We start from the raw sequence: 24276 nt of genomic DNA, 5'->3' as shown, positions 1-24276 counted from the left end.
GCCCGACTTGGGCACACGAGGTGCGGATCTCGGGCAAGCCCGCGATCCGTCGGGGGGGAGGGGGCGCGGTTCTAGCCCGCCGCCCCCATCACCGCGCGGAGCTTCGCGCGATAGGTGTCGATCACCACCAGCTTGCCGGCGCGCTCGGCGTGCCAGAACGTCCAGCCGTTGCAGGCGGGCAGCCCCTGGACCAGGGCGCCGACCTTGTGGATCGAGCCGATGGCGACGCCGACGTCGAGCTGGCCGTCCGGCCGCACCGTCGCCTTGAAGCGGCGGCGCTCGTCGGTGAGCACGTCGCCGGCCTTAAGATGGCCGGCCTCGACCACGCCGAGGAACGGCACCCGCGGCTCGGCGCGCTTGGTCGGCGCGACGAGGAGCGCAGCCCGCGACAGCGGCACCACCGCGTCGATGCGCCGGCGCGCGGCGTCGGCGTAGACCGCCTCGCGCTCGCAGCCGATGAAGCGACGCCCGAGCAGCTTGGCCACCGCGCCGGTGGTGCCGGTGCCGAAGAACGGGTCGAGCACCACGTCGCCGGGATTGGTCGCCGAGAGCAGCGTGCGGGCGAGCAGCGCCTCTGGCTTCTGGGTCGGGTGGACCTTGCTGCCGTCGGCGCCCTTCAGGCGCTCGTCGCCGGTGCAGAGCGGGATGAACCAGTCCGAGCGCATCTGAAGGTCTTCGTTGCCGCCCTTCAGCGCGTCGTAATGGAAGGTGTATCCCTTCGATTCGGCCGAGCGGGAGGCCCAGATCAGGGTCTCGTGCGCGTTGGTGAAGCGCTTGCCGCGGAAGTTCGGCATCGGGTTGGCCTTGCGCCAGACGATGTCGTTGAGGATCCAGAAACCAAGATCCTGCAGCACGCTGCCGACGCGGAAGATGTTGTGGTACGACCCGATCACCCACAGCGTGGCGTTCGGCTTCATCACCCGGCGGCAGGCGGTGAGCCAGTCGCGGGTGAAGCTGTCGTAGCTGGCGAAGCTCGCGAACTTGTCCCAGTCGTCGTCGACGGCGTCGACCCGGCTCTGGTCCGGCCGCATCAGCGAGGCGTCGCCGAGCTGGAGGTTGTAGGGCGGGTCGGCGAAGACGCAGTCGACCGACGACGCCGGCAGGCGGTTCATCGCCGCGATGCAGTCGCCGACGAGGATCTCGTCGAGGGGAAGGCGCTGGACGGCGGGTACGAGACCCATCCGTGGTGCCGACGAAGCGCGCCCGGTACGCGAGACATGTTTCCGGGCGGCGGCGTCGGCAACCACGGTACGCGGGGAAGCCATGGCAAACACCGGTTACGCGACTGACCGGCAGACCATGGCCCCGTTAAGGTAAAGGTCGCGTTTCCGATTTGCGGAACTTCATGTCCCGGTTTGGGGCTGGCGTTGCTTTCGATCTCTTTCTGGATCGTCGCGGCCTGTCGCGTTCACGTCGCCTTAACCATTCCCATCACGGCGATTTGCCTTGCCGGGACCGCATCGACCGCACCCGATGCGGCGATTGTCGCGTTCCGCGCTCGCATGTCCGGATGGATCGCTCCAAGCGCCTCGCGGCGACCAGGTCGTGCGCCGACACGGTCGTGGACCCGGAACGACCCGGCGGTGCAGGCAGGCGCCCGCGGCGCCGCACCCACGAGCCCGGCTCGGCCCCACGCTACGGCCAAGCTCAGTCGCAGGGTGGGCAGCAGGGTTTCGCTGAGCGCACGTCTCGGACCTCGACGGCGGTTCTTCCTGCGTCCCTGTGCGGGGGCATGAAGATTATACCGCACCGTAATCGGGCATTCGCGCCGAGAAAAAGACAAGTCTTCAATGCTTGCGCGTTGCTTGTAGCAGCGAATGCGGACGACAACTTCGAAATTCGGCCGGAATGTGATCCGGCTGCCCAAAATGTGGGGGTCTCATTTCAGCCCCGTTCGGTCTCGATTGGCGCCGCCCTCGTCAACAGTCAAGGACCGAAGCATGCATTTCCGACCCGTCGCCAGAAACGCCGCCGTCACCCTCGGAACCGCCCTGTCGCTCGTCGCCGCCTCCTTGCCGGCCGCCGCCCAGAGCGGCGGCGCATCCTGGTACGGCAGCGGCCATCGCACCGCGAGCGGCGAGCGCTTCAACCCGAACGGGATGACCGCCGCCCACCGCAGCCTGCCCTTCGGCACCCGCGTCCGCGTCGAGAACCGGCGCACCGGCCGGTCGGTCGTGGTGCGGATCAACGATCGCGGCCCGTTCGTCCATGGCCGCATCATCGATCTGTCCCGCGGCTCGGCCCGGGCGCTCGGCATGGGCGGCACCACCTACGTCTCGCTGCACGTCGTGAACTGATGGGCAGTCCGGCCGGCGTTGCCCTGCACCCCGGCCGGCCCCATCTCCGGGCCTGAACCGGAGACGCAGCGCGAAAAGCCATGGCAAAACCCCTCATCGTCGACATCCCGCACGACCTCGGCCGCGACGAGGCGCGCCGCCGCATCGAGACCGGCGTCGAGCAGGGGCGCGCCTTGCTCGCCAAGAGCGGCGTCACCATCGAGAACCTCGCCTGGACCGGCGACCGGCTCGACTTCGCGATTTCGGCGATGAAGCAAAACATGAACGGCCAGATCGACGTCGGCCAGGAGAGCGTGCGCGTCGAGTGCCACCTGCCGCTGCTGCTCGCGCTGTTCGCCGACAAGGTGAAGAAGATGGTCGGCAAGGAAGGCAACCTGCTGCTGACCAAGAAGTAGCGCCGGAACACCCGGCGCGACCGCGCCGTTCACGCTCGTCACGCGGCGCGCGCCAAGACGCGCCGCGACCCCAGCGAGGAGCGTTTCCCATGGCCGATCCCGGCGCGATCCCCGAGGTGCCGACGAACCCAACGCCGGCCCCCGACACGCCCTACGACCCGCCGACCGTGCCGAGCCCTGCGCCCGGCCCGGAGATCCCCGGCGAAACCCCGAGCGAGGCGCCCGGCATCACCCCGGCCGAGGTCCCCGTGACCACGCCCGGCATGCCGACGCCGACCGGCCCCGCCGACCCGGTCGCCTGAGCGCATCGGCATTTGTGGTGAGGCGGCCGCGCTGCCATAAGCCCGGCCATGGCCGCCCCACCGCTCCTGACCCTTCAAGACATCGCGCTCACCTTCGGCGGCACGCCGCTGATCGAGGGGGCGGGGTTCTCCGTCTCGCCCGGCGAGCGCACCTGCCTCGTCGGGCGCAACGGCTCGGGCAAGTCGACGCTGATGAAGATCGCCGCCGGGCACGTCGAGCCGGATCGCGGCGTCCGCTTCGTCCAGCCCGGCACAACGATCCGCTACCTCGCCCAGGAGCCGGATTTCTCCGGCTTCGCCACCACCCTCGACTTCGTCGAGGCGGGCCTCGGCGACGGCGACGCGCATCACCGCGCCCGCTACCTGCTCGAGAGCCTCGGCCTCGACGGCAGCGAGGACCCGACGCGGCTCTCGGGCGGCGAGGGCCGCCGCGTCGCGCTCGCCCAGGCGCTGGCGCCCGAGCCCGACGTGCTGCTGCTGGACGAGCCGACCAACCACCTCGACCTGCCGGCGATCGAGTGGCTCGAGGCCGAGCTGAAGGGCACCCGCGCCGCGATGGTGCTGATCAGCCACGACCGGCGCTTCCTCTCCGCCCTGTCCCGCGCCACGATCTGGCTCGACCGTGGTGTCACCCGCCGGATCGAGCAGGGGTTTTCCGGCTTCGAGGCCTGGCGCGACGCGTTCTTCGAGGAGGAGGAGCGCGACCGGCACAAGCTCGAGCGTAAGATCAACGACGAGGAGCACTGGCTCCGCTACGGCGTCACCGCCCGGCGCAAGCGCAACGTGCGCCGCCTCGGCAACCTGCACGCGCTGCGCAAGGAGCGCCGCGACGACCGCCGCCCGGTCGGCACCGTGACGATGCAGGCCGGCGAGGCCGAGGCCTCGGGCACGCTGGTGATGGAGGCCAAGAACGCGAACAAGAGCTTCGGCGAGCGCCGGATCGTCGCCGACCTGTCCCTGCGGGTGATGCGCGGCGACCGCCTCGGCATCGTCGGCGCCAACGGCGCCGGCAAGACCACGCTGATCAACCTGCTCACCGGCAAGCTGCAGCCCGACGACGGCAGCGTCCGCCAGGGCACCAACCTGAAGATGATGCTGCTCGACCAGGCCCGCGCGGTGCTCGAGCCGAGCATGACCGTGACCGAGGTGCTGACCGGCGGCAGCGGCGATTCCGTCGTCGTCAACGGCGTCAGCCGCCACGTGGTCGGCTACCTGAAGGACTTCCTGTTCACCCCCGAGCAGGCGCGCACGCCGGTGTCGGTGCTCTCCGGCGGCGAGCGCAACCGGCTGCTGATCGCCCGCGCGCTGGCGCAGCCGGCCAACCTTCTGGTCCTCGACGAGCCGACCAACGACCTCGATCTGGAGACCCTCGACCTGCTGCAGGAGATGCTCGGCGACTATTCCGGCACCCTGATCCTGGTGAGCCACGACCGCGACTTCCTCGACCGCGTCGTCGGCAGCGTGCTGGTCTCGGAAGGGGAGGGGCGCTGGGTCGAGTATGCCGGCGGCTACTCCGACATGGTCAACCAGCGCGGGATCGGCGTGCAGGCGCGCGCCGGCGCCAAGGGAAAAGCAGAGGGAAAAGCCGAAGCCAAGAGCGGCGCAAAGGCGGACCTTCGCGAAAGGGCCGAGGCGGCGCCCGCGTCGAAGGCGAAGCTGAACTTCAAGGACCAGCACGAGCTGAAGACGCTGCCCGCGCGGATGGAGAAGCTGCAGGGCGCGATCGCGCAGCTGCGCACGGTGCTGGCCGATCCCGGCCTGTACGCCCGCGACGCAGCCCGCTTCGACAAGGCGTCGGCGATGCTCGCCCAGGCCGAGGTCGAGCTGTCCGGCGCCGAGGAGCGCTGGCTCGAGCTGGAGATGCTGCGCGAAGGGTGAGCGTCCGCCGGCCTTCATGATGCCGCGATGGCGGTTCAGGTTTCCGGTGCAGAAGTTCCAGGACTCACACATCTCCGGGTGGCGGCACCGGACGGCGTGTTCGAAGCACGGCGCAGCACTCTCTCCCGCGCGGGGGAGGGGACCCGTGCCCGATCATGCGCTCTGTGAGACGAGGATCGCCCGCCATCATCGGATCGTAGCCCGTGCCGTCTCGCCATCCGCCCGCATCGCTTGACGGCCTGCGATCCAAGGGCTGGCTGCTCGGCTTGCCCGTGGTCGGGCTGATCTGGGTCGGCACCACGCTGTACGCCGGGCCCGGGATCGGCGCGCGGATCGCCGAGGCCGGCGAGGCGGTGGCGCAGGCGACCGAGGCCGGATCGCCCGAGCCCTGGCTCCGCGTCACGGTCCGCGGGCGCGACATCGTCGCCGAGGGCGAGGCGCCGGGGCCGGCCGCGCGCGCGGCGGCGCTCGCCCGGCTGGAGGCGCTGGCCGAGCCGCGCCGGATCGTGCCCGAGATCGGGCTGATCGAGACCGCCGCGCCCTTCGCCTGGAGCGCCACCCGGACCGCCCCCGACCGCATCGCGTTCTCCGGCAGCCGCCCGGCGGAGATCGGCCGCGCCGCCCTGCGGACGCGCCTGGCCGCCGAGATCCCCGACGAGACGGCGATCGACGACGCGGCCCATGCCGCCCGCGGCGCGCCGCCCGACTTCCCCGCGGCGGCGGCCTACGCGGTCGCGCGCCTGCGCAACCTCGCGCCGGGCGCCATCGCCACGGTGACGGACATGGCGATCGCCGTTTCGGGCGAGGCGGTGGACGTCGCCGCCTACGACGCGCTGCGCGCCGCGCTCGCCGAGCCGCCGCCGGGCTACACGCTCGGCCGGGTCGACGTCCTGCCGGCGCGGATCGACGACTTCACCATGGCCGTGTCGCGAAACCCCGGCGGCGGGGTGGTGCTCACCGGCTCGGTGGTCTCGGAGGCGGCGCGGGCCGAGATCGGGCGGCTGGCCGCGGAGATCGCCGACGGCGTCGCGGTCGAGGACCGGATGCGCACCGCCCGCGGCCTCGCCAAGGACATCGAGCCGGACGCGCTCGCCAGGTTCCTGGTCCGCCTCGTCGGGCTGATGCAGAGCGGCGGCGCCCGCTTCGACGGCGCCCGGGTGTCGGTCGCGGGCGACGCCGTCGACAGCCAGGCCGTCGGGGAGATCGAGACGGTGATGCGCGACGCCAGGCCTCCCGGGGTCGGAGCCGGCGCGGTGGCGCTCACGGTGAAGCCGCTCTCGCCCTACCGCGTCGCGATCCGGCGCGAGGCCGACAGCGTCAGCCTGTCCGGCCACCTCCCCGATACGGAAGCGCGCGACCGGCTGCTCGCGGTGGTGAAGCCGCGCTTCTTCCGCGAGCGCATCCTCGACCGCACCCGCATCGCCGACGGTGCGCCGCCGGACCTCGCCGCCGCCCTGTCCGCCGCGGTGCCGGTGCTGGCGAGCCTGTCGAGCGGCGAGGTCGCGGTCGCCGACCGCACCCTGATGCTGTCGGGCGAGAGCCTGTATCGCGAGGCCGCGGGACGGGTCGCCCGGACCCTGCCGGCCGCGATGCCGCCGGGCTGGAGCGCCACCGTCGCGGTGGTGCCGAAGACCCCCGTGCCGACGCGCGATCCCGAGGCCTGTCGCGCCGAGGCGACGGCGCTCGTCGGCGGAACCAGCCTGCGCTTCCCGCCCGGCTCGGGCGCGCTCGCGCCGATCTTCTATCCGGTGCTCGATCGTCTCGCCGACCTCGCCAAAACCTGCCCCGCGCTGCGCATCGCGGTCGCCGGCCACGGCGATCCGGCCAAGCCCGCGCCCGCTCCGCCCGAGGCGAAGGTCGCCGACGCGTCCGGGGCGCAGGCAGGGGCCAAGCCCGATCCGGCCAAGGTCGATGCCACGAAGCCCGACGCCAAGGCATCGGACAAGAAGGCCGCGCCGGCGTCCAAGGATGCCAAGCCTGCCAAGGATGCCAAGCCGAGGGATGCCAAGCCGAAGGACGCGAAGCCCAGGGAGGCGACCGAAGCGCCCGAGCCCGACCTGGCGCGGCTGCGCGCCGGGGTGGTCGTCGAGTACCTGCTCCAGGCCGGCGCCGGCGTCGAGCAGCTCAGCATCGCGGACAAACCCTCGGACCGGCCGGGCATCGCCTTCGCCGTGCTGCCCTGACCGTCAAGAGGCCGTTCGCCCGTGATGCTTCTCCTCGCCGGCCTGTGGCCGGGATCGCTCGCCGCCCTGATGCTCGGGCTCGGCGTCGGCCGGCTCGCCGGGTTGCCTTCCGGCCCTGCGATTCCCGCCGCGCTCGGGATCGCGACCCTGGTGCTGGCCGGCATCGCCCTCGCGGGGATCGTGCCCGGCGTCGCCGGGTTCTGGCTCGAGAGCGCGGTCGCGATGCTGGCGCCCTACCTCGCCGGCTGCGCGCTCGGCGGGCTCGCCCGGCGCCTCGCGGGGGTGCGACCGAGCGAGCCCCCCACAACCTGAAGCCGGCGCGGAACCGAGGCGCCCCGGTCCGGCGTTGCCCCTCCAGAAAGAGCCTTCGGGCTCACCGGAGACACGCAACGGACCCCAAACCATGAGACTCGATCGCTCCGCCCGCCGTCGCCTCACCTTGCGCCCGCGCGCCGGCCTCGCCGCCACCGCGCTCCTCGCCGCCGGCCTCGCCGGCTCCGGCGCGCTCGCAATGCTCGGCGACTTCGTCGAGCCGGCGCGCGCGCAGTCGGCGGCCAGCCGCATCGACCAGCCCACCGCCGCGACCCTGCCGGACGCCGAAGGGCGGCCGAACGGGACCGTCCCCTCGGCCCGCGCCCTCGCGCCCGGCACCGACGTGATGGACACGGGCACCGTCGGCGCCGCGCGGGTGAACCCGAAAGAGCACCTGCCCGACGCGACGCGACGCGCTCCGCCCGCTAGGCGCGACGCAACCTCGGCCCGGCCCTCGCCGTTGATCGGCGGGGGCTTTTTCGTGCGCTCCGTCCACCCTGATTGAAGGAAACCACCATGGGTCTGCTCGATTCGGTGATCGGCGGCGTGCTCGGGCAGGTGCTCGGCGGCGGACGCGGCGGCAACCCAGGCGGCGCGGCCGGCGGCGCGATGTCGCCGATCGTGAAGGCGCTGCTGATGCTGCTGCTCGCCAAGGGCGCGAGCGGCGGGTTGGGCGGCGCCCTCGGCGACGTGTTCGGCGGCGGCCAGCGCCGGCCGGAGCCCGGCCCGGACACCGAACGCTCCGGCGGCGCCGGTCCCTACGGCCGCGATCCGGGCCACCCCGCCGATGATGCCGCCCAGGATCCCGGCGACATCGGCGGCTTCGACCAAGAGGGCGGCCGCCGCGAGGCGCCGCTGCCGCCCGGCGATTTCAGCGATCTCTCCGGGATGCTCGACGGTCCCGGCGACCGAGCCAATGTTCCTCAATCAGGAAATGTTTCACATGAAACATCGGCCGAGACCGGCGGGCTCGACGGCCTCGTCGATCGCTTCCGGCAGGGCGGCCTCGGCGACGTAATCGACTCGTGGATCGGCCACGGCAGCAACCGCAGCATCGAGCCTAACGACCTCGCCCGCGCGCTCGGCCCCGACACCCTCGGCGCGCTCCAGAGCCAGACCGGGATGGACCGGGACTCGCTGCTGTCGCAGCTGTCTCAGGTGCTGCCAGAGGTGGTGCACGGGCTCACGCCGCAGGGGCGGGTGCCGGATGCGGGGGAGCGGCGGGGGTGGTAAATTGTCGATTAAAAAAGCCTAACTTGCGCGAAAGATTTCTAGAGAGTCGATTAATTCTATTATTTTCTTGGGGATCTCTGACCTTTCAGCAGAATTGATTATTGTATTAGGAGTCACGCTGCATCCGCATTGTAATTCAATAATATTATTTAAATCAGCTAATGCCTTTTTACCGCCGATCGTAGAGATGCGAAAATCAATACCCTTCCAATGTTGCGCGAACTGCAAAATAAAATTTTCATTGATTGTAGATTTATGCAAGCTGCTTTTGGCTTCGCGATGAAACCGTTCGTTTTCTGATAGTAGTTGGGATAGTACGTGCGCGTGTTGTTCCTCAATGCATGACTCTAAATATGGCATTATATCGAGCGAGACTGATGGTTGCGCAGGTTTGATTGGCGACCGGCTGTTAAGTCTTTTCTGAATGGCGCGTTCTATTGCTTTCGGAATTAGTAGATAGTTTTCGATTTCCTTTCTATCTAAGACCATGAGCGATCCAAATATACCTTTAGAATCATTACATATGTTTTCGACTTCGCCGAAAGATCTGAAGTCTTTATCAAGCAGGACGAAGCTCGATATCTTGTTTCCAAGGGCAGTTTCGATACCTTCGAGTAGATTTTTTGTTTTTTGTATATTGAATCCACCTATTGGAATTACTGCAAAATCTCTTCGATTGGCGATGTGATCTTTTCCCAATTTGCGTGCAAATTGGCTTATAATCTTGAAATCTTTTCCTTCGACGAAAAGAGCTCTGCGTGTCTTAGAAAGGTGCGTGAGAATTGGATTTAAGCTTGATCCGACAATTCCAAACGCATCTTGAAGCTGAGCCGGATTTCTTATTCTTTTGCCAGACTTGTTGCTTTTGTTAACTATTATAATATCAGTGACTTCAGCTTCAGTGAGAATTTCCACAGAATGCGTCGCTATCAGGATATCTGGACCTAAGTCCCGCAAAATGTTGAGTAATTGACGCTGTAGATCCGCATGAAGATATATATCAGGCTCATCGATTAAAAATAAAGAGACGTGTCTCGACTGTATTAGATGGGTCAACATCTAGCACCAAACTTGGAAACCAAATCCGGACCAAAACAGCTCTCTAGGAATACGATCCTCAGGGCAGAACATATATAATCTGGATTTCCCATCTCGGATTACTTGTTCTGGAGCCTGGATATCCATACCGGGCCAGGTTTGTCGCAGAAGCTCTTTAAAAGATGAAAAATTTTCGGGGTAGTGATGCCAGATGTTTCGAAAATTTCGTGCGGCCCGGTAATTAAACAATGCAGTACGCGCAGTTTCTTTTTCATATAATGGTTCGTGATGATCAACGGGTCCAAGTATAGGAACAAATCCTATCGGACAATCGAATTTCAATTTGAAAGTTGCAGGCGCTACTACAGCTTTTCCAGAGGATTCCGCTATTAAGACGCACTTTCCCTGCTCTGGAAAATAAAGAGTCAGTATTTTCGCGTCACTTAGGCGAAAGCAAACGCTGGCAGGTGTTGAAGAGTCATAGTTGTAAAAAATATTTTCTTCTGCGATCGAAATGAGGCTTAGATCAACGTCGTAGCCCATCGTCAGGCCATTTGGGCCTATAACGGGTGTAGCTTTTCTAGCAGATGCACGCCGAAGTCCTGCGGAAAGAATACGAAACGCCGCTAGGATTGTGGATTTTCCCGCATTGTTTGGTCCAACAAGAATGTTGAAATGGTTTAGATCAATTCTAAATCTTTTGTAGGCCTTAAAATTTATAAACTCAACACTGTTATAACGGTCCATACGTCCGTCTCGCCGAGTTTATAATTAAACTGATTAAATTCGCCGCACCACCAGGCTCGCATTCGTCCCGCCGAATCCAAAAGAATTCGACAGCGCGATGTCGACCCGCCGGCGCTTGGCCTCGTGCGGCACGAGGTCGAGGGCGGTCTCGACGCTCGGGTCGTCGAGGTTGAGGGTCGGGGGGATAACGCCGTCGCGGATGGTCAGGATCGAGAAGATCGCCTCGATCGCGCCGGCGGCGCCGAGGAGGTGGCCGACGGCGGACTTGGTCGAGGACATCGCGACGCCCTGGGCCGAGGCGCCGAGCAGGCGCTCGACGGCGCGCAGCTCGAGCTCGTCGCCCATCGGCGTCGAGGTGCCGTGGGCGTTGATGTAGTCGATCGCGCCCGGGTCGATGCCGGCCCGCTTCACGGCCGCCGTCATGCAGCGGAAGGCGCCGTCGCCGTCCGGCGAGGGGGAGGTGATGTGGTAGGCGTCGCCCGACATGCCGTAGCCGACCACCTCGGCGTAGATCTTGGCGCCGCGGGCCTTGGCGTGCTCGTATTCCTCGAGCACCACCACGCCGGCGCCTTCGCCCATCACGAAGCCGTCGCGGGCCTTGTCGTAGGGGCGCGAGGCCTTGGTCGGCGTGTCGTTGAAGCCGGTGGACAGCGCCCGGCAGGCGGCGAAGCCCGCGATCGACAGCCGGTCGACCGGCGATTCGGCGCCGCCCGCGACCATCACGTCGGCATCGCCCAGCATGATCAGCCGGGCCGCGTCGCCGATCGCGTGCGTGCCGGTGGAGCAGGCGGTGACGACGGCGCTGTTCGGACCTTTCAGCCCGTGCGCGATCGAGACCTGGCCCGAGGCCATGTTGATGATGCGCCCGGGGATGAAGAACGGCGAGATCCGCCGCGGGCCCTTGTCCTTCAGGGTCACGGAGGCGTCGTAGATGCCGCCGATGCCGCCGATGCCGGAGCCGATCATCACGCCGGTGGCGCACTGGTCCTCGTAGCTCGTCGGGTGCCAGCCGGCATCGTCGAGCGCCTGGCCCGCGGCGGCCATCGCGAAGACGATGAACGGGTCGACCTTGCGCTGCTCCTTCGGCTCCATCCACGCGTCGGGATCGAAGGTGCCGTCGCTGCCGTCGCCCAGCGGCACGGTGCAGGCGATGCGGCAGGCGAGGTCGGACGTCTCGAAGGTGGTGATCGGCCCCGCGCCGCTGTCGCCGGCGATCAGCCGGCTCCAGGTGTGCTCGACTCCGCTGCCGAGCGGCGTGACCATCCCCAGACCCGTAACCACCACCCGCCGCATCGCGCTATCCCGAACCCGTTCCGCTTGAACAACGACAGCGGCGCGTCGGGTGTTTCCACCCCGCCCGCGCCGCGTCGACCCGAAGGACGTTTTGGCCGATCAGGCGGCCGAGTTCTTCTCCAGGAACTTCACCGCATCGCCGACCGTCTGGATGGTCTCGGCGGCGTCGTCCGGAATCTCGACGTTGAACTCTTCCTCGAACGCCATCACGAGCTCGACGGTGTCGAGGCTGTCGGCACCGAGGTCGTCGATGAAGTTGGCGCCCTCGACCACCTTCTCGGGCTCGACGCCCAGGTGCTCGACGACGATCTTCTTCACGCGCTCAGCGATATCGCTCATCGTTGCTGGTCCTCGGTCTTCACGTTACGTGGGTGAAAGGAATGGCGCCGTCGCCGCCGTGGCCCTTGCTTCGGGCCGGTCCTGTTTCGAGCGGCTGGTGACCGAACGCGCTGGGTCCTGAAATCCTGTTGGCCTTGGACTCGGAACCCGCCGAACCGTCAACCCCTTGCACGGCAGCCGGGGTGTTAACACAGGGTTTCGGCGCTGGCGAGGCCCGGTTCACGAACCGTTCATCGGTGTGCTCCGGGCGCCGATTCCGCCGCGTTTTCCGCGGGATGGCCGGGCCGCGCGCCCCGGCGTCACACCATCGCCATGCCGCCGTTGACGTGCAGCGTCTGGCCGGTGACGTAGGCCGCTTCCGCCGAGGCCAGGTAGACCACGGCGGCGGCCACCTCCGCACCCTCGCCGAGGCGCCCGGCCGGCACCCGGCCGAGGATGCCCTCGCGCTGCTTCTCGTTGAGCACGTCGGTCATCGGCGAGGCAATGAAGCCGGGGCTGACGCAGTTCACGGTGACGTTGCGCGAGGCGACCTCCGCCGCCAGCGCCTTGGTCAGCCCGACGAGCCCGGCCTTGGCCGCCGCGTAGTTGCCCTGGCCGGGGTTGCCGGTGGTGCCGACCACCGAGCCGATGTTGACGATGCGCCCGGCCCGCCGCCGCATCATCCCGCGCACCGCCGCCCGCGACAGGCGGAACGCGGCGGTGAGGTTGACGGCGATGACCTGGTCCCACTCCTCGTCCTTCATCCGCACGAAGATGTTGTCCCGGGTGATGCCGGCGTTGTTGACCAGGATGTCGAGCCCGCCGAGCGCGGCCTCCGCCGCCGGCACCAGCGCCTCGACGGCGGCCGTGTCGGAAAGGTTCGTCGGCAGCACGTGCGCGCGCGCGCCGAGCTCGCCCGCCAGCGCCTCCAGCGCCTCGGCGCGGGTGCCCGACAGGGCCACCGCGGCCCCCTGCGCATGCAGCGCCCGCGCGATGGCGCCGCCGAGTCCGCCGGTGGCGCCGGTGACGAGGGCTTTCTTGCCGGTGAGATCGAACATGGGGATCACCTCATCTGTGGGTGTCGAAGTCTTGGTATCGGCTCCGCGCGTCTCCCGCCCCTCTGCGGGGGAGGGTGGCCCCTGCGTCAGCGGGGGGCGGGGGAGGGGAGCGCCGTATCCGGAGGCGTCGCTCCCCGCATCCGACCCGCTTCGCGGGCCACCTTCTCCCGCAGAGGGGAGAAGGAAGGCGCGCGCGGGCCTCGATCACGCCACGGAGAACGCGGCGACGTCGTCCGGCGTGCCGACCGGCACCGCCGCGGCACCGGCCGCGATGCGCTTGACGAGGCCCGACAGAACCTTGCCGGAGCCGATCTCGGAGAACGCGTCGACGCCCGCCGCCGCCATGGCCGCGATGCTCTCGCGCCAGCGCACGGTTCCGGTCACCTGCGCCACGAGGTTTCGGCGAATCGCATCCGGATCCGAGACCGGCGCCGCGAGCACGTTGGCGTAGAGCGGCACGGCCGGCGGGTTGAGCGTGACCGCGTCGAGCGCCGCCCGCATCGCCTCGGCGGCGGGCTGCATCAGGCGGCAGTGGAACGGCGCCGAGACGTTGAGCATCACCGCGCGCTTGATCCCGCGCGCCTGCGCGAGCGCCACGGCGCGCTCGACCGCGGCCCGGTCGCCCGAGAGAACGACCTGGCCGGCGCCGTTGTCGTTGGCGACGTCGCAGACCGCGCCCTCGGCGGCCTCCGCCGCGATCGCCGCGGCGGTCTCGACCTCGGCGCCGATCAGCGCCGCCATGGCGCCGTCGCCGGGGGCGACCGCCGCCTGCATCGCCTCGCCGCGGATGCGCAGCAGCCGCGCGGTGTCGGCGATCGTGAGGCTGCCGGCGGCGGCGAGGGCGGAATATTCCCCGAGCGAATGCCCGGCGACGAAGGCGACGTCGCGCGCGAGATCGAGCCCGCGCTCGGCCTCCAGCACCCGCAGCACCGCGAGGCTCGCGGCCATCAGCGCCGGCTGCGCGTTGGCGGTCAGCGTCAGCGCGTCGAGCGGGCCCTCGAACATCACGCGGGAGAGCGGCTGGCCCAGAGCGTCGTCGACCTCGGCGAACACGGCGCGCGCCTGCGGGAAGGCCTCGGCCAGCGCCTTGCCCATGCCGACGGCCTGGCTGCCCTGGCCCGGAAAGATGAGTGCCCGCACGGTCGCTCCGTCGCCTAACCCATTGTCGGAAAGGGCGGCGCAGTCGCACCACCCGCCGCGGGTGTCAACAATGCAGCGCACAAACGGGGCCTGCGCCCCGGGCCGTCGCGGCTCGGCGATTCGCACCGTCGGCGGCACGGTCTCGCGGGATGCACGACGCAATAAACCGCTGTGCTTGTTGCCAAACCGCAACCGGTGTATGAGCCGGCACCGCCCGACATCCCCGTATCCGCTGGAAGGAGCCGCCGCGCATGGCTCGCGTCACCGTCGAAGATTGCATCGAGAAGGTCGAGAACCGGTTCGAGCTGGTCCTGCTCGCGAGCCATCGCGCGCGTCTCCTCGCCGCCGGCGCGCCGCTCACCGTGGACCGCGACCGCGACAAGAACCCGGTCGTGGCGCTCCGCGAGATCGGCGACGAGACCATCACCGCCGACGACCTCAAGGAACAGCTGATCCACTCGATGCAGAAGTACGTCGAGGTCGACGAGCCGGAGGCCGAGGCCGTGCCGCTGCTGTCGAGCTCGCCCACCGCCGCCGCCGTCTCGCCGACCGCCGCGAGCGACGATTCCGCGCCGCAGTTCGACCGCATGAGCGAGGAGGATCTGCTCCGCGGCCTCGAGAACCTGGCGCCGCCCGTCGAGACCGACGACGAGGGCGAGTAGCCTTCGGCGTCGTCGCCGGACTTCGGACTTTCACGGGCCCGGCGGAGACGCCGGGCCTTTTGCTTGCGCGCCGCCCCGGCTTTCTCGGGCTGCGACGCATTCGGGGCTGGCGCGCGGCCGCGGCTTGCGTGAGACTTGCGCCTCCTCGCGATCGGAAAGGGTCTCCCGGCGGATGATGCGCCAGTACGAACTCGTCGAGCGGGTGAAGCGCTACAACCCCGCGACGAACGAGGCGCTGCTCAACCGTGCCTACGTCTACGCCATGCGCGCGCACGGCACGCAGAAGCGGGCGTCCGGCGACCCGTTCTTCGCCCATCCCCTCGAGGTCGCCGCGATCCTCACGGACTTGCGCCTGGACGACGCGACCATCGTCGCGGCGGTGCTGCACGACACCGTCGAGGATACGGCGGCGACGCTCGACGAGATCCGCGAGCTGTTCAGCCCCGAGATCGGCGCGCTGGTCGACGGCCTGACCAAGCTCAAGCGCCTCGACCTCGTCTCGAAGCGCGCGGCGCAGGGCGAGAACTTCCGCAAGCTGCTGCTCGCCGTGGCGGCGGACGTGCGCGTGCTGCTGGTCAAGCTCGCCGACCGCCTGCACAACATGCGCACGCTCCAGCACATGCGCGCCGACAAGCGCGAGCGGATCGCCCAGGAGACGCTGGACATCTACGCGCCGCTGGCCGGCCGCATGGGCATGCAGGAGCTGCGCGAGGAGCTGGAGGACCTGTCCTTCCGCAACCTCAAGCCGGAGATCTACGCCACCGTCACGCGGCGGCTCTCCGACCTCACCGCGAAGACCGAGAGCCTGGTCGACACCATCGAGCGCGACCTCACCGCAAAACTCTCCGCCCGCGGGATCGAGGCCGCCGTCACCGGCCGCCAGAAGCGGCCGTTCTCGATCTGGTCGAAGATGGAGCGCAAGTCCGTCGCCTTCGAGCAGCTCTCGGACGTGTTCGGCTTCCGCGTCGTCGTCGAGACGCTGGACGATTGCTACGCGGCGCTCGGCGTCGTCCACACCACCTGGCCGATGGTGCCGGGGCGCTACAAGGACTACATCTCGACGCCGAAGCAGAACGACTACCGCTCGATCCACACCACGGTGATCGGCCCGAAGAGCCAGCGCGTCGAGCTGCAGATCCGCACCCGGGCGATGGACGACATCGCCGAGTACGGCATCGCCGCGCACGCGCATTACAAGGAGGCCGGCAAGCTGCCGGCCGGTCGTGAGCCGGAGGGCGGCGTCGCCCCGCGGCTGGCGGCCGAGAGCGGCGCCTACCAGTGGCTGCGCCGCACGATCGAGCTGCTGGCCGAGGGCGACAGCCCCGAGGAGTTCCTCGAGCACACCAAGCTCGAGCTGTTCCAGGACCAGGTGTTCTGCTTCACGCCGAAGGGCCGGCTCATCGCCCTGCCACGCGGCGCCACGCCGATTGACTTCGCCTACGCGGTGCACACCGACGTCGGCAACTCGGCGGTCGGCGCCAAGATCAACGGCCGGATGGCGCCGCTGCTGCACGAGCTCGCCAACGGCGACGAGGTCGAGATCTCGCGCTCGGACGGCGCCGCGCCGCCGGCCGCCTGGGAATCGCTCGTCGTCACCGGCAAGGCCCGCGCCGCGATCCGGCGCGCGACCCGCTCGGCGGTGCGTCGGCAATATGCCGGCCTCGGGCGCCAGATCCTCGATCGGGCGTTCGAGCGCGCGGGCAAGAGCTTCACCGACGACAAGCTGCGCGGCGCGCTCCCGCGCCTCGCCCGCGCCTCGGCCGAGGACGTGTTCGCGGCGGTGGGGCGCGGCGAGATGTTCTCGGGCGACGTCGTGCGCGGCGTCTACCCAGACTACAAGGACGAGCGGAAATCGGGCCCGGCCGGGGTGCCGCAACCGGTGGTCAACGGCGCCGGCCGCCTGATCCGGTCGAAGGACCAGACCATGCGCCTGACCTTCCCGGGCGGCGGCGCGGCGGACGGAACCGACGCGATCCCGATCCGCGGCCTCGCCGGCGACCTGCCGGTGAGCTTCGCCCCGGACGGCGGCGCGGTGCCCGGCGACCGCATCGTCGGCATCCTGACGCCCGGCGTCGGCGTGACGATCTACCCGATCCAGTCGGCGGCCCTGGCCGCGTTCGACAACGAGCCCGAGCGCTGGCTCGACGTGCGCTGGGACATCGAGGCGGACGCCACCGAGCGCTTCCCCGCGCGGCTCGCCACGCAATCGATCAATGAGCCCGGCGTGCTGGCGCAGATCGCACAGGTGATCGCCGACCACGACGGCAACATCGACAACCTCTCGATGAAGCGCCGCACCCAGGACTTCACCGACATCGTGATCGACCTCTCGGTCTGGGACCTGCAGCATCTGAACGCGATCATCGCGGAGCTGCGCGGCAAGCGGACGGTGAGCCGGGTCGACCGGGTGAACGGGTAGGCGGCGCAACATCCTCCGATCCGTGCTTCTGCCTCGGCGGACGAGGCGCGCCCGCAATCGACGCACGGCCTTCATCCCGAAGCCGCACAGCGCAGCCCGGACGCTGGATCCGCCCATGGCCGCCGTCTCGACCGGCACCCGCGGCTCCGGATGCCGGCTTCGCCTTCTGCACTCGGGAACGACGGCGCGGAGCCGGAAACCAGGGTCGAGCGGCCGAGACGCGGCGCGCCGCGACGCTTCCCCTTCCGCTTGCCTCCACCTGCTCCCGCTGCCACAAGCGCAGCGTTCGCCATCACCCCGCGAGGAGCCGTGCGCATGAGTCCGGATGAGGTTCTCGCGGAGTTCCGCGATGCGGGCGCGCTGCTCGAAGGCCACTTCATCCTGAGCTCCGGCCTGCGCTCGGCGGTCTTCCTGCAGAAGATGGCGATCTTCTCCGAGCCGCCGCGCACCGAGCGCCTGTGCAGGGCGCTCGCCGCCGTGATCACGGCGCGCTTCGGCCCAATCGACATCGTCGTCTCGCCGGCGATCGGCGGCATCGTGCCCGGCTACGAGACCGCGCGGCACCTCGGGGCGCGGGCGATCTTCGTCGAGCGCGATCCCGGCGGCCCGTTCACCCTCCGGCGCGGCTTCAGCATCCCGGCCGGCCAGCGCGCGGTGATCGTCGAGGACATCGTCACGACCGGGCTGTCCGCGCGCGAATGCCTCGCCTCGCTGCAAAGCGAGCCCGGCGAGATCGTCGGCGCCGCCTGCCTGATCGACCGCTCGGGCGGCCGCGGTGAGATCGGCCTGCCTTTGCTCTCGCTCGTCACCCTCGACATCCCGGCCTATCCCCCCGACGCGCTGCCGCCCGAGCTGGCCGCATTGCCGCCGGTGAAGCCGGGCAGCCGCGCCATGCCGAAGGCCTGAGCGCCGGCCGACGGGCTCACGCGCGTTTGATCGTCCCGGCAGCAGATGTTTCGCTGTTGTCGCGGAGCGAATGAGAAAAAGATCGACGAGGTTGTGTCGACCGATCGTCGAAAGGACGTTTTCCGTCGAAGGTTGACACATTCCATCGTGCGCTTCACACATGCCGTACGGTCACTATTGCGCACCGTCGCCGGCGATTTTTGGAACAAGCAGCGTCCACTGTCCTCCGTTGGGCCGACTTTGCACCCGTAACCTTGATGCGTGTCGTCCACCTGCTTTTCCGCGGGCGGTACGTGCCATGATTGTTTTGGTTATATTTTAGAAATGGATCGTGCCATGAGTGCACTACAGCGCAGCGCCCTGTTCATCGACGGCGCCAACCTCTACGCGACGACGAAGGCCCTCGGCTTCGACATCGACTACAAGCGGCTTCTGAAAGAATTCCAGTCCCGCGACAACATGATTCGGGCGTTCTACTACACCGCGATGATCGAGGATCAGGAGTATTCCTCGATCCGTCCGCTGATCGACTGGCTCGACTACAACGGCTACCGCGTCGTCACCAAGCCCGCCAAGGAGTTCACCGACTCGCTCGGCCGCCGCAAGGTCAAGGGCAACATGGACATCGAGCTTGCGATCGATGCGCTCGAGCTGAGCCAGTACATCGACCACATGGTGCTGTTCTCCGGCGATGGCGATTTCCGCTCGCTGGTCGAGGCGATGCAGCGCCGCGGCGTGAAGGTCACGGTGGTCTCCACCATCCAGACCCAGCCGGCGATGATCTCCGACGACCTGCGCCGCCAGGCCGACGAGTTCGTCGACCTCGTGCAGCTGATCGGCAAGGTCGGGCGAGACCCCAGCGAGCGGCAGGCTCGCCCGGCCGGCGACCGGACGCGCGACTATGCCGAGCGGCCCGCCCGCGCCAACCCGGGCCTGGAAAGCCGCTACGGCATCCGTCAGGGCGCGAACGGAGCGCCGGACGCCCCCGCCGAGGATTAGGCCTTCGCGGTTCCCTCCCCATCGAGCCAGGCCAGGATGTCGGCCGCGCTGCGATCGGGTGGGAACACCGGGTAGAACACCTTCGTCACGACGCCGTCGTCGACGACGAGGCTGAGCCTGCACAGCAGGATGGTACCGGCCGCCTCAAAGGTCGGCAGCCGCGCTGCCATCGCGAAGGCGCGCGAGGCGTCCGACAGCAAGGTAAACGGCAGCTGCAGGCGCGTCGCCGCCTCGCGCTGGTAGGCGCCCGTCTGCGTCGAGAGCCCGTGCACCTGCGCGACGCCGCGGGCCTTCAGGTCGTCATGGAGATCGCGGAAGCCGCACGCTTGCGGCGTGCAGCCGCGTGCACTGGGAATCGCGTCCCAGTCCGCCACCAGGTTCGGCTGTCCCGGCTCGCCGGTGCGCGGATAGGCGAAGACCACCGTCCGCCCGGCGAGCTTCGCCAGCGAGACGCGGGTGCCGTCGGTCGCCGCGAGCGACACGTCCGGCAGCCTCATCCCGGTCAGGTGCGCCGCCGCACCGTCGTCGATCGGGGCGGGAAGGTCGGCGGGCAGGGCGAGGTTCGGGTCCATGGCGCGGCTCCGGTTCGAGCAGGCGATTCAACGAGATGGGGCATCGCGCACGCCCTCTCTCGTTCCAGCCTCGAAATCTGCTTTCTTGAACGAACATCCGCGCGTCGCTTCCCTCCCCCGCAGAGGGGGGAGGGAAGGCGTGCCCTCTGACTCTCGCAGCCCGGCCCGGGCATCGTCGCGCCGTCTCGCGCGGCCGTCCGGGAACTACCCCCGGTCGCGCATGATCCGGGCGCGGTCGCGCTGCCAGTCGCGCTCCTTGGCGGCCTCGCGCTTGTCGTGGGCCTGCTTGCCCTTGCCGAGGCCGAGCTCGACCTTCGCGCGGCCCTTCTCGTTGAAGTAGATCTTCAGCGGCACCACCGTGTAGCCCTGGCGCTGCGTCGCGCCGATCCACTTGTCGATCTGGCGGCGGTGCATCAGCAGGCGCCGCGGGCGCTTGGTCTCGTGGTTGAAGCGGCTCGCCTGGACGTATTCCGGGATGTAGGCGTTGAACAGCATCAGGTCGCCGCCCGACGGGCCGGCATAGGCCTCGCCGATGGTCGCGCGCCCGCTGCGCAGCGATTTCACCTCGGTTCCGGTCAGCGAGATGCCGGCCTCCAGGGTGTCCTCGATCGCGTAGTGGAAGCGCGCGGCGCGGTTGTCGGCGACGATGCGGCGGTTCGGTTCGGGTTTGGGAGCCATCGGTCTCTTCGGTGCCTGGCGTCAGCCGGCCAGGAGGCCGGCATGGCGCAGGGCGGCGTCGACGATCGCCTTGGTCGCGTCCGAGACCGGCACGAGCGGCAGGCGCACGTCGGCGCTCATGTGGCCGAGGCGTTCCAGGGCGTACTTCACCGGCGAGGGGTTGGATTCGGCGAACAGCCCGACCTGGAGCGGCAGCAGCCGGTCCTGCAGCTGCAGCGCCTTGGCGAAGTCGCCCGACAGCGTCGCCTCCTGGAGGTCGGCGCAGAGCCGCGGCGCCACGTTCGACACCACCGAGATGCAGCCGTGGCCGCCATGGGCGTTGTAGCCGAGCGCGGTCGCATCTTCGCCCGAAAGCTGGATGAAACCCTCGCCCATGGCCTGCCGCTGGAGGCTGACGCGATCGATCTTGGCGGTCGCGTCCTTCACCCCGGCGATGTTCTTGAGCTCGAACAGGCGCGCCATCGTCTCGACGCTCATGTCGACGACGGAGCGCGGAGGGATGTTGTAGATGATGATCGGAATGCCGACCGCGTCGTTGACGGCCTTGAAGTGGGCGTAGAGCCCGCTCTGCGTCGGCTTGTTGTAGTACGGCGTGACCACGAGCACCGCGTCGGCGCCCGCCTTCTCGGCGTGCTGCGCCCGCTCGACCGCCTCGGCCGTGGAGTTCGATCCGGCGCCGGCGATCACCGGCACGCGGCCGCCGGCCTCGTCGATGCAGGCCTCGACCACGCGGTCGTGCTCGCTGTGCGTCAGCGTCGGGCTCTCGCCGGTGGTGCCGGTCGGCACCAGGCCGTGGCTGCCCTGCTCGATCTGCCAGGCCACGAACTTTCGGAACGCCGCCTCGTCGAACGCGCCGTCGCGGAACGGCGTCACCAGGGCGGTCATGGAGCCCCGAAGGCGGCGCGCAGTGGTCTCGGTCATCTCGGGCGTCCCAGCCGGTCTCGTTGCCCGCTCCGGCCTGGGCCGGTGGTCCGGCGCCGCGCTGCGGGCGGCGCAGACATAGGGCTTCCGCCACCCCCGCGCAAACCCTTCGCGCACGCGGTTAATGCGTTCTTAACGCTCGGCGCCGAGGCTGTCCTTTGCCGGCATCCGTCGAAACCGGATCGCAGAGAGTGACCGCATCCATGGCGTCCCTCACACGCTCGCAGATCGTTGCCCTCGGCCTCGCGCTGACCGCGGGCGTGGCGCTGGCCGCGCCGGCGGTCGACCTGCCGCGGGTCCAGGCTCCGCCCGCCTCGCAGCCGACGCCGCCGGCGAGCGACGCCACGGCGCCGGCCAGCCAGGTCGAGGGTGCCAGGACCGCGATCGATCCGGTCGCCGCCGACGCGCTCAAGCTCGATCCGAAGGCCGCCGGCGATGCCGGGGCCGCCAAGCCGCTTCCGCCCGGGCAGGCGCTCCCGGCGGGCGCCGCCGCCTACGCCTCGGCCGACCCGGACGCGCCCGTCGCCTTCCCGCTGCCCGACGCCGCCGTGACGCCGGCCGCCCCCGTGCCGGAGGTGCCGGGCCTCGGCCCGATCGCCCGCGTCGGCGACACCGACGTCGCCCAGCTGCGCCAGGCGATCGACTTCTACCGCAAGGGCAAGGTCGCCGACGGCGACCGCCTGCGCGACGGCTTCTCCGATCCGGCGGCGCGGGCGCTGCTCGAATGGGTCGCGATCCGCGCCGGCGCCGGCATCGGCTTCGAGCGCACCGTCGCCTTCACCCGCGCCAACCCGGACTGGCCGGCGGGGCCGCTGCTCCGCCGCCGCGCCGAGGAGGCGTTGCTCACCGAGCGCAGGAATCCGGCGACGGTGCGCGCCTATTTCGGTGCGACCCGGCCGGCGAGCGCGCCGGGCAAGTTCGCCCTGGCGCTGGCGTTCAAGGCGGACGGGCTTGATGCGGACGCCGCCGACCTCGTCCGCGACCTGTGGCGCTCCGAGACCTTCGGCCGCTCGCTCGAGGCCAGGGTCGCCGACGCCTTCCCGGGCGTGCTCACCCGGATCGATCACCGCTACCGCATGGAGCGTGCGCTCCTGAAGGAAGACTGGGAGGCGGCCGGCCGGGCTGCGACCTATGCCGGCGGCGCCTATGCCAGCCTGGTGCGGGCGCGCCGCGCCGTCGAGGACAAGAGCTCCGGGGCCGCGTCCGCGCTTGCGGCGGTGCCGCCGTCGCTGCGCAGCGACAGCTCCTACATCCTGTCGCGGGCGCAGTTCCTGCGCCGGGCCGACAAGCCGGCCGAGGCGGCGGCCGTGCTGGCGACCGCGCCGAGCAACTCGGACGTGCTCGTCGACGGCGACGAATGGTGGGTCGAGCGCCGCATCGTCGCGCGCAAGCTGATCGACCTCGGCGACGCCAGGACCGCCTACGCGGTGGCGAGCGCCAACCCGGCCCGCACGGTCGAGAAGCGGATCGAGGCCGAGTTCCACGCCGGCTGGATCGCGCTCCGCTTCGGCAGCGACCCGGAGGCTGCGTCCCGCCACTTCGCGCTCGCCGCCGGCATCGCCGAGACGCCGATCTCGATCGCCCGCGCCGCCTACTGGCAGGGCCGGGCGGCCGAAGCCCTCGGGCAGGCCGATGCGGCTAAGGGGTTCTACGAGACCGCGGCGCTGCAGCCGATCGCCTATTACGGGCAGCTCGCCCGGGCCAAGCTCGGCCAGACCAGCCTCGCGCTGCGCGCGCCCGCCGACCTCGACGGCCCGGCGCGCGCCGCCTTCGACGACCGCCTCTGCATCCGTGCCCTGCGCCTGCTCGGGGCCGCCTCGCTGAAGGAGCTGGCGCTTCCGCTCTACATCGATACCGCGCAGCGCCTCACCGATGCGCGCGAGGTGCAGGCCCTCGGCGACCTCGCCGTCGAGATGAAGGACGCCCGCGCCCTCGTCGCCGTCGGCAAGCTCGCGGTGCAGCGCGGCCTGCCGCTCGACGCGCACGCCTACCCCACCATCGGCATCCCGACCTACGAGGCGTTCGGCTCGGTGCCGCTGGTCGAGAAGGCGATGGTCTTCGCGATCGCGCGTCAGGAAAGCCAGTTCGACCCGCGGGCGCAGTCCGGCGTCGGCGCGCGTGGCCTGATGCAGATGATGCCGGCCACCGCCCAGCGCACCGCGCGACGCGTCTCGGCCGCCTACGACCCGGACCGGCTCGGCACCGACGCGATCTACAGCGCGCGCCTCGGCCAGGCCCATCTCGGCGAGCTGATGGAGGATTGGCGCGGCTCCTACATCCTCGCCTTCGCCTCCTACAACGCCGGCGGCGGCAACGTGAAGAAGTGGATCGACGCCTACGGCGATCCGCGCAAGGGCGAGGTCGACGCGATCGACTGGGTCGAGCGCATCCCGTTCACCGAGACCCGCAACTACGTCCAGCGGGTGATGGAGAATCTGCAGGTCTACCGCACCCGCCTCGACGGCAAGAGCGCGCTGCTGATCGACGGGGACCTTCATCGCGGGGCGCGGTGAGGGCGTCGCGGGGGGGCGACGTGCCCGAACGGCGAAGCACGGTTCGACGACCTGACCGCGACCGTCCTGAAACCCGACCCGTCAGTCCGGGGCCGCGCAGCGGAGCCCGGAACCCAGAACCGCCAGCGATGCTGTCTGAATCGACCGTCGACGCCCTTTCGGTTCGTTTCGGCGGTTCGGGATTCCGGGCTCGCCTTTGGCGCGCCGAGCTGACGGGTCGGGTTCGGCGAACGAGCCGCCCCGCTCGGCGACATTCGACCCGTCCGCAGGTCGATGCGGGAGACGAGCCCCATCGCCCGATCGCATGGGGGTCCGACGAAGACGACCCCTGGATGGCGGGCACGCCCGTCACCCAAAGGCCTGGCCTGCCGTGTCGGCTGCCTCAGGACCAACGCGATGGCCCGAGCCCGCC

At 69.3% G+C, this 24276-nt stretch carries 23 protein-coding genes and 1 pseudogene; 13 read left to right on the top strand and 11 right to left on the bottom strand.

Annotation, left to right across the window (positions count from 1 at the left end; genetic code table 11):
* Positions 1 to 71: 71 nt before the first annotated feature.
* The gene (locus MKK68_RS00625) at positions 72 to 1265 is read right to left on the bottom strand and encodes a site-specific DNA-methyltransferase (protein ID WP_147842975.1); all 1194 of its coding nucleotides are present in this window, start codon (positions 1263 to 1265) and stop codon (positions 72 to 74) included.
* Between the two features lie 675 nt (positions 1266 to 1940).
* Here MKK68_RS00625 and MKK68_RS00620 point away from each other — a divergent pair.
* The 8 genes from MKK68_RS00620 (at position 1941) to MKK68_RS00585 (ending at position 8600) form a co-directional block, all read left to right on the top strand.
* Positions 1941 to 2297, top strand: a complete 357-nt coding sequence (locus MKK68_RS00620) for a septal ring lytic transglycosylase RlpA family protein (protein ID WP_243933022.1) — start codon at positions 1941 to 1943, stop codon at positions 2295 to 2297.
* Between the two features lie 80 nt (positions 2298 to 2377).
* Positions 2378 to 2692 (top strand): polyhydroxyalkanoic acid system family protein, encoded by a 315-nt coding sequence (locus MKK68_RS00615; RefSeq protein WP_147729107.1) that lies wholly within the window; start codon positions 2378 to 2380, stop codon positions 2690 to 2692.
* Between the two features lie 89 nt (positions 2693 to 2781).
* Positions 2782 to 2994, top strand: a complete 213-nt coding sequence (locus tag MKK68_RS00610) for a hypothetical protein (RefSeq protein ID WP_147729106.1) — start codon at positions 2782 to 2784, stop codon at positions 2992 to 2994.
* A gap of 48 nt (positions 2995 to 3042) precedes the next feature.
* Positions 3043 to 4872, top strand: coding sequence for an ATP-binding cassette domain-containing protein (locus MKK68_RS00605; RefSeq protein ID WP_244027552.1), 1830 nt, complete (start codon positions 3043 to 3045; stop codon positions 4870 to 4872).
* Positions 4873 to 5075: 203 nt separating this feature from the next.
* Positions 5076 to 7055 (top strand): BON domain-containing protein, encoded by a 1980-nt coding sequence (locus MKK68_RS00600; RefSeq protein ID WP_244027550.1) that lies wholly within the window; start codon positions 5076 to 5078, stop codon positions 7053 to 7055.
* Between the two features lie 24 nt (positions 7056 to 7079).
* Positions 7080 to 7367 carry a hypothetical protein gene (locus MKK68_RS00595; RefSeq protein ID WP_279605144.1) on the top strand — a complete coding sequence of 96 codons (288 nt, stop codon included), beginning with the start codon at positions 7080 to 7082 and terminating at the stop codon, positions 7365 to 7367.
* A 91-nt stretch (positions 7368 to 7458) separates the two neighbouring features.
* Positions 7459 to 7872, top strand: a complete 414-nt coding sequence (locus tag MKK68_RS00590) for a hypothetical protein (RefSeq protein ID WP_244027547.1) — start codon at positions 7459 to 7461, stop codon at positions 7870 to 7872.
* Positions 7873 to 7883: 11 nt separating this feature from the next.
* A complete protein-coding gene (locus tag MKK68_RS00585; RefSeq protein WP_244027545.1) occupies positions 7884 to 8600 on the top strand; it encodes a YidB family protein in 717 nt (238 codons plus the stop codon).
* An 18-nt stretch (positions 8601 to 8618) separates the two neighbouring features.
* On the opposite strand, the gene MKK68_RS00580 is transcribed toward MKK68_RS00585, so the two are convergent.
* From MKK68_RS00580 to fabD, 7 genes and pseudogenes are all read right to left on the bottom strand, one after another.
* On the bottom strand, positions 8619 to 9515 hold the full coding sequence (locus MKK68_RS00580) for a hypothetical protein (protein WP_244027543.1): 897 nt from the start codon (positions 9513 to 9515) through the stop codon (positions 8619 to 8621).
* A pseudogene (locus MKK68_RS29840) lies at positions 9516 to 9659 on the bottom strand (AAA family ATPase); the annotation flags it as partial.
* Positions 9660 to 10385, bottom strand: coding sequence for an AAA family ATPase (locus tag MKK68_RS00575; RefSeq protein WP_244027536.1), 726 nt, complete (start codon positions 10383 to 10385; stop codon positions 9660 to 9662).
* A gap of 33 nt (positions 10386 to 10418) precedes the next feature.
* Positions 10419 to 11678 (bottom strand): beta-ketoacyl-ACP synthase II, encoded by a 1260-nt coding sequence (gene fabF / locus MKK68_RS00570; RefSeq protein WP_244027529.1) that lies wholly within the window; start codon positions 11676 to 11678, stop codon positions 10419 to 10421.
* Between the two features lie 99 nt (positions 11679 to 11777).
* Positions 11778 to 12017: an acyl carrier protein gene (locus MKK68_RS00565; protein WP_066926221.1), complete on the bottom strand. Its 240-nt coding sequence runs from the start codon at positions 12015 to 12017 to the stop codon at positions 11778 to 11780.
* 299 nt (positions 12018 to 12316) lie between these two features.
* Entirely contained in the window at positions 12317 to 13054 is a 738-nt protein-coding gene (gene fabG, locus MKK68_RS00560; RefSeq protein ID WP_243933013.1) for a 3-oxoacyl-[acyl-carrier-protein] reductase, read from the bottom strand.
* Positions 13055 to 13258: 204 nt separating this feature from the next.
* Positions 13259 to 14194, bottom strand: coding sequence for an ACP S-malonyltransferase (gene fabD, locus MKK68_RS00555; protein ID WP_313898950.1), 936 nt, complete (start codon positions 14192 to 14194; stop codon positions 13259 to 13261).
* A 251-nt stretch (positions 14195 to 14445) separates the two neighbouring features.
* Between fabD and rpoZ the strand changes: the two genes are divergently transcribed.
* The 4 genes from rpoZ (at position 14446) to MKK68_RS00535 (ending at position 19180) form a co-directional block, all read left to right on the top strand.
* Positions 14446 to 14856 (top strand): DNA-directed RNA polymerase subunit omega, encoded by a 411-nt coding sequence (rpoZ, locus tag MKK68_RS00550; RefSeq protein ID WP_147727742.1) that lies wholly within the window; start codon positions 14446 to 14448, stop codon positions 14854 to 14856.
* Positions 14857 to 15028: 172 nt separating this feature from the next.
* Positions 15029 to 17275 (top strand): RelA/SpoT family protein, encoded by a 2247-nt coding sequence (locus MKK68_RS00545; protein ID WP_147727741.1) that lies wholly within the window; start codon positions 15029 to 15031, stop codon positions 17273 to 17275.
* A 315-nt stretch (positions 17276 to 17590) separates the two neighbouring features.
* The gene (gene pyrE, locus MKK68_RS00540; RefSeq protein WP_244027527.1) at positions 17591 to 18181 is read left to right on the top strand and encodes an orotate phosphoribosyltransferase; all 591 of its coding nucleotides are present in this window, start codon (positions 17591 to 17593) and stop codon (positions 18179 to 18181) included.
* A 336-nt stretch (positions 18182 to 18517) separates the two neighbouring features.
* Positions 18518 to 19180, top strand: coding sequence for an NYN domain-containing protein (locus MKK68_RS00535; protein WP_243933947.1), 663 nt, complete (start codon positions 18518 to 18520; stop codon positions 19178 to 19180).
* Here the strand turns inward: MKK68_RS00535 and MKK68_RS00530 are convergent.
* The 3 genes from MKK68_RS00530 to dapA form a co-directional block, all read right to left on the bottom strand.
* The gene (locus tag MKK68_RS00530) at positions 19177 to 19752 is read right to left on the bottom strand and encodes a peroxiredoxin (protein ID WP_244027525.1); all 576 of its coding nucleotides are present in this window, start codon (positions 19750 to 19752) and stop codon (positions 19177 to 19179) included. The two genes, MKK68_RS00535 and MKK68_RS00530, sit on opposite strands and share 4 nt — an antisense overlap.
* Positions 19753 to 19956: 204 nt before the next feature.
* A complete protein-coding gene (gene smpB, locus MKK68_RS00525) occupies positions 19957 to 20430 on the bottom strand; it encodes an SsrA-binding protein SmpB (RefSeq protein ID WP_147727737.1) in 474 nt (157 codons plus the stop codon).
* Between the two features lie 21 nt (positions 20431 to 20451).
* On the bottom strand, positions 20452 to 21351 hold the full coding sequence (gene dapA, locus MKK68_RS00520) for a 4-hydroxy-tetrahydrodipicolinate synthase (RefSeq protein WP_147843636.1): 900 nt from the start codon (positions 21349 to 21351) through the stop codon (positions 20452 to 20454).
* A gap of 203 nt (positions 21352 to 21554) precedes the next feature.
* Between dapA and MKK68_RS00515 the strand changes: the two genes are divergently transcribed.
* Complete coding sequence (locus tag MKK68_RS00515) at positions 21555 to 23864, top strand: transglycosylase SLT domain-containing protein (protein WP_244027523.1); 2310 nt, start codon at positions 21555 to 21557, stop codon at positions 23862 to 23864.
* Positions 23865 to 24276 lie beyond the last annotated feature (412 nt).

The sequence above is a fragment of the Methylobacterium sp. E-016 genome, assembly GCF_022829745.1.
In the GTDB taxonomy this organism is placed as follows: domain Bacteria; phylum Pseudomonadota; class Alphaproteobacteria; order Rhizobiales; family Beijerinckiaceae; genus Methylobacterium.
This window is presented reverse-complemented; position numbering and strand designations above follow the sequence as displayed.

Bases quoted from the DNA above. Each gene is read 5' to 3' on its own strand.
- MKK68_RS00615 (WP_147729107.1), top strand. From the start codon at position 2,378: ATGGCAAAACCCCTCATCGTCGACATCCCGCACGACCTCGGCCGCGAC.
- MKK68_RS00605 (WP_244027552.1), top strand. From the start codon at position 3,043: ATGGCCGCCCCACCGCTCCTGACCCTTCAAGACATCGCGCTCACCTTC.
- MKK68_RS00530 (WP_244027525.1), bottom strand. From the start codon at position 19,752: ATGGACCCGAACCTCGCCCTGCCCGCCGACCTTCCCGCCCCGATCGAC.
- fabF (WP_244027529.1), bottom strand. From the start codon at position 11,678: ATGCGGCGGGTGGTGGTTACGGGTCTGGGGATGGTCACGCCGCTCGGC.
- smpB (WP_147727737.1), bottom strand. From the start codon at position 20,430: ATGGCTCCCAAACCCGAACCGAACCGCCGCATCGTCGCCGACAACCGC.
- MKK68_RS00610 (WP_147729106.1), top strand. From the start codon at position 2,782: ATGGCCGATCCCGGCGCGATCCCCGAGGTGCCGACGAACCCAACGCCG.
- MKK68_RS00585 (WP_244027545.1), top strand. From the start codon at position 7,884: ATGGGTCTGCTCGATTCGGTGATCGGCGGCGTGCTCGGGCAGGTGCTC.
- MKK68_RS00565 (WP_066926221.1), bottom strand. From the start codon at position 12,017: ATGAGCGATATCGCTGAGCGCGTGAAGAAGATCGTCGTCGAGCACCTG.
- MKK68_RS00545 (WP_147727741.1), top strand. From the start codon at position 15,029: ATGATGCGCCAGTACGAACTCGTCGAGCGGGTGAAGCGCTACAACCCC.
- MKK68_RS00595 (WP_279605144.1), top strand. From the start codon at position 7,080: ATGCTTCTCCTCGCCGGCCTGTGGCCGGGATCGCTCGCCGCCCTGATG.
- MKK68_RS00535 (WP_243933947.1), top strand. From the start codon at position 18,518: ATGAGTGCACTACAGCGCAGCGCCCTGTTCATCGACGGCGCCAACCTC.
- MKK68_RS00590 (WP_244027547.1), top strand. From the start codon at position 7,459: ATGAGACTCGATCGCTCCGCCCGCCGTCGCCTCACCTTGCGCCCGCGC.
- MKK68_RS00575 (WP_244027536.1), bottom strand. From the start codon at position 10,385: ATGGACCGTTATAACAGTGTTGAGTTTATAAATTTTAAGGCCTACAAA.
- MKK68_RS00620 (WP_243933022.1), top strand. From the start codon at position 1,941: ATGCATTTCCGACCCGTCGCCAGAAACGCCGCCGTCACCCTCGGAACC.
- MKK68_RS00625 (WP_147842975.1), bottom strand. From the start codon at position 1,265: ATGGCTTCCCCGCGTACCGTGGTTGCCGACGCCGCCGCCCGGAAACAT.
- fabG (WP_243933013.1), bottom strand. From the start codon at position 13,054: ATGTTCGATCTCACCGGCAAGAAAGCCCTCGTCACCGGCGCCACCGGC.
- MKK68_RS00515 (WP_244027523.1), top strand. From the start codon at position 21,555: ATGGCGTCCCTCACACGCTCGCAGATCGTTGCCCTCGGCCTCGCGCTG.
- rpoZ (WP_147727742.1), top strand. From the start codon at position 14,446: ATGGCTCGCGTCACCGTCGAAGATTGCATCGAGAAGGTCGAGAACCGG.
- pyrE (WP_244027527.1), top strand. From the start codon at position 17,591: ATGAGTCCGGATGAGGTTCTCGCGGAGTTCCGCGATGCGGGCGCGCTG.
- dapA (WP_147843636.1), bottom strand. From the start codon at position 21,351: ATGACCGAGACCACTGCGCGCCGCCTTCGGGGCTCCATGACCGCCCTG.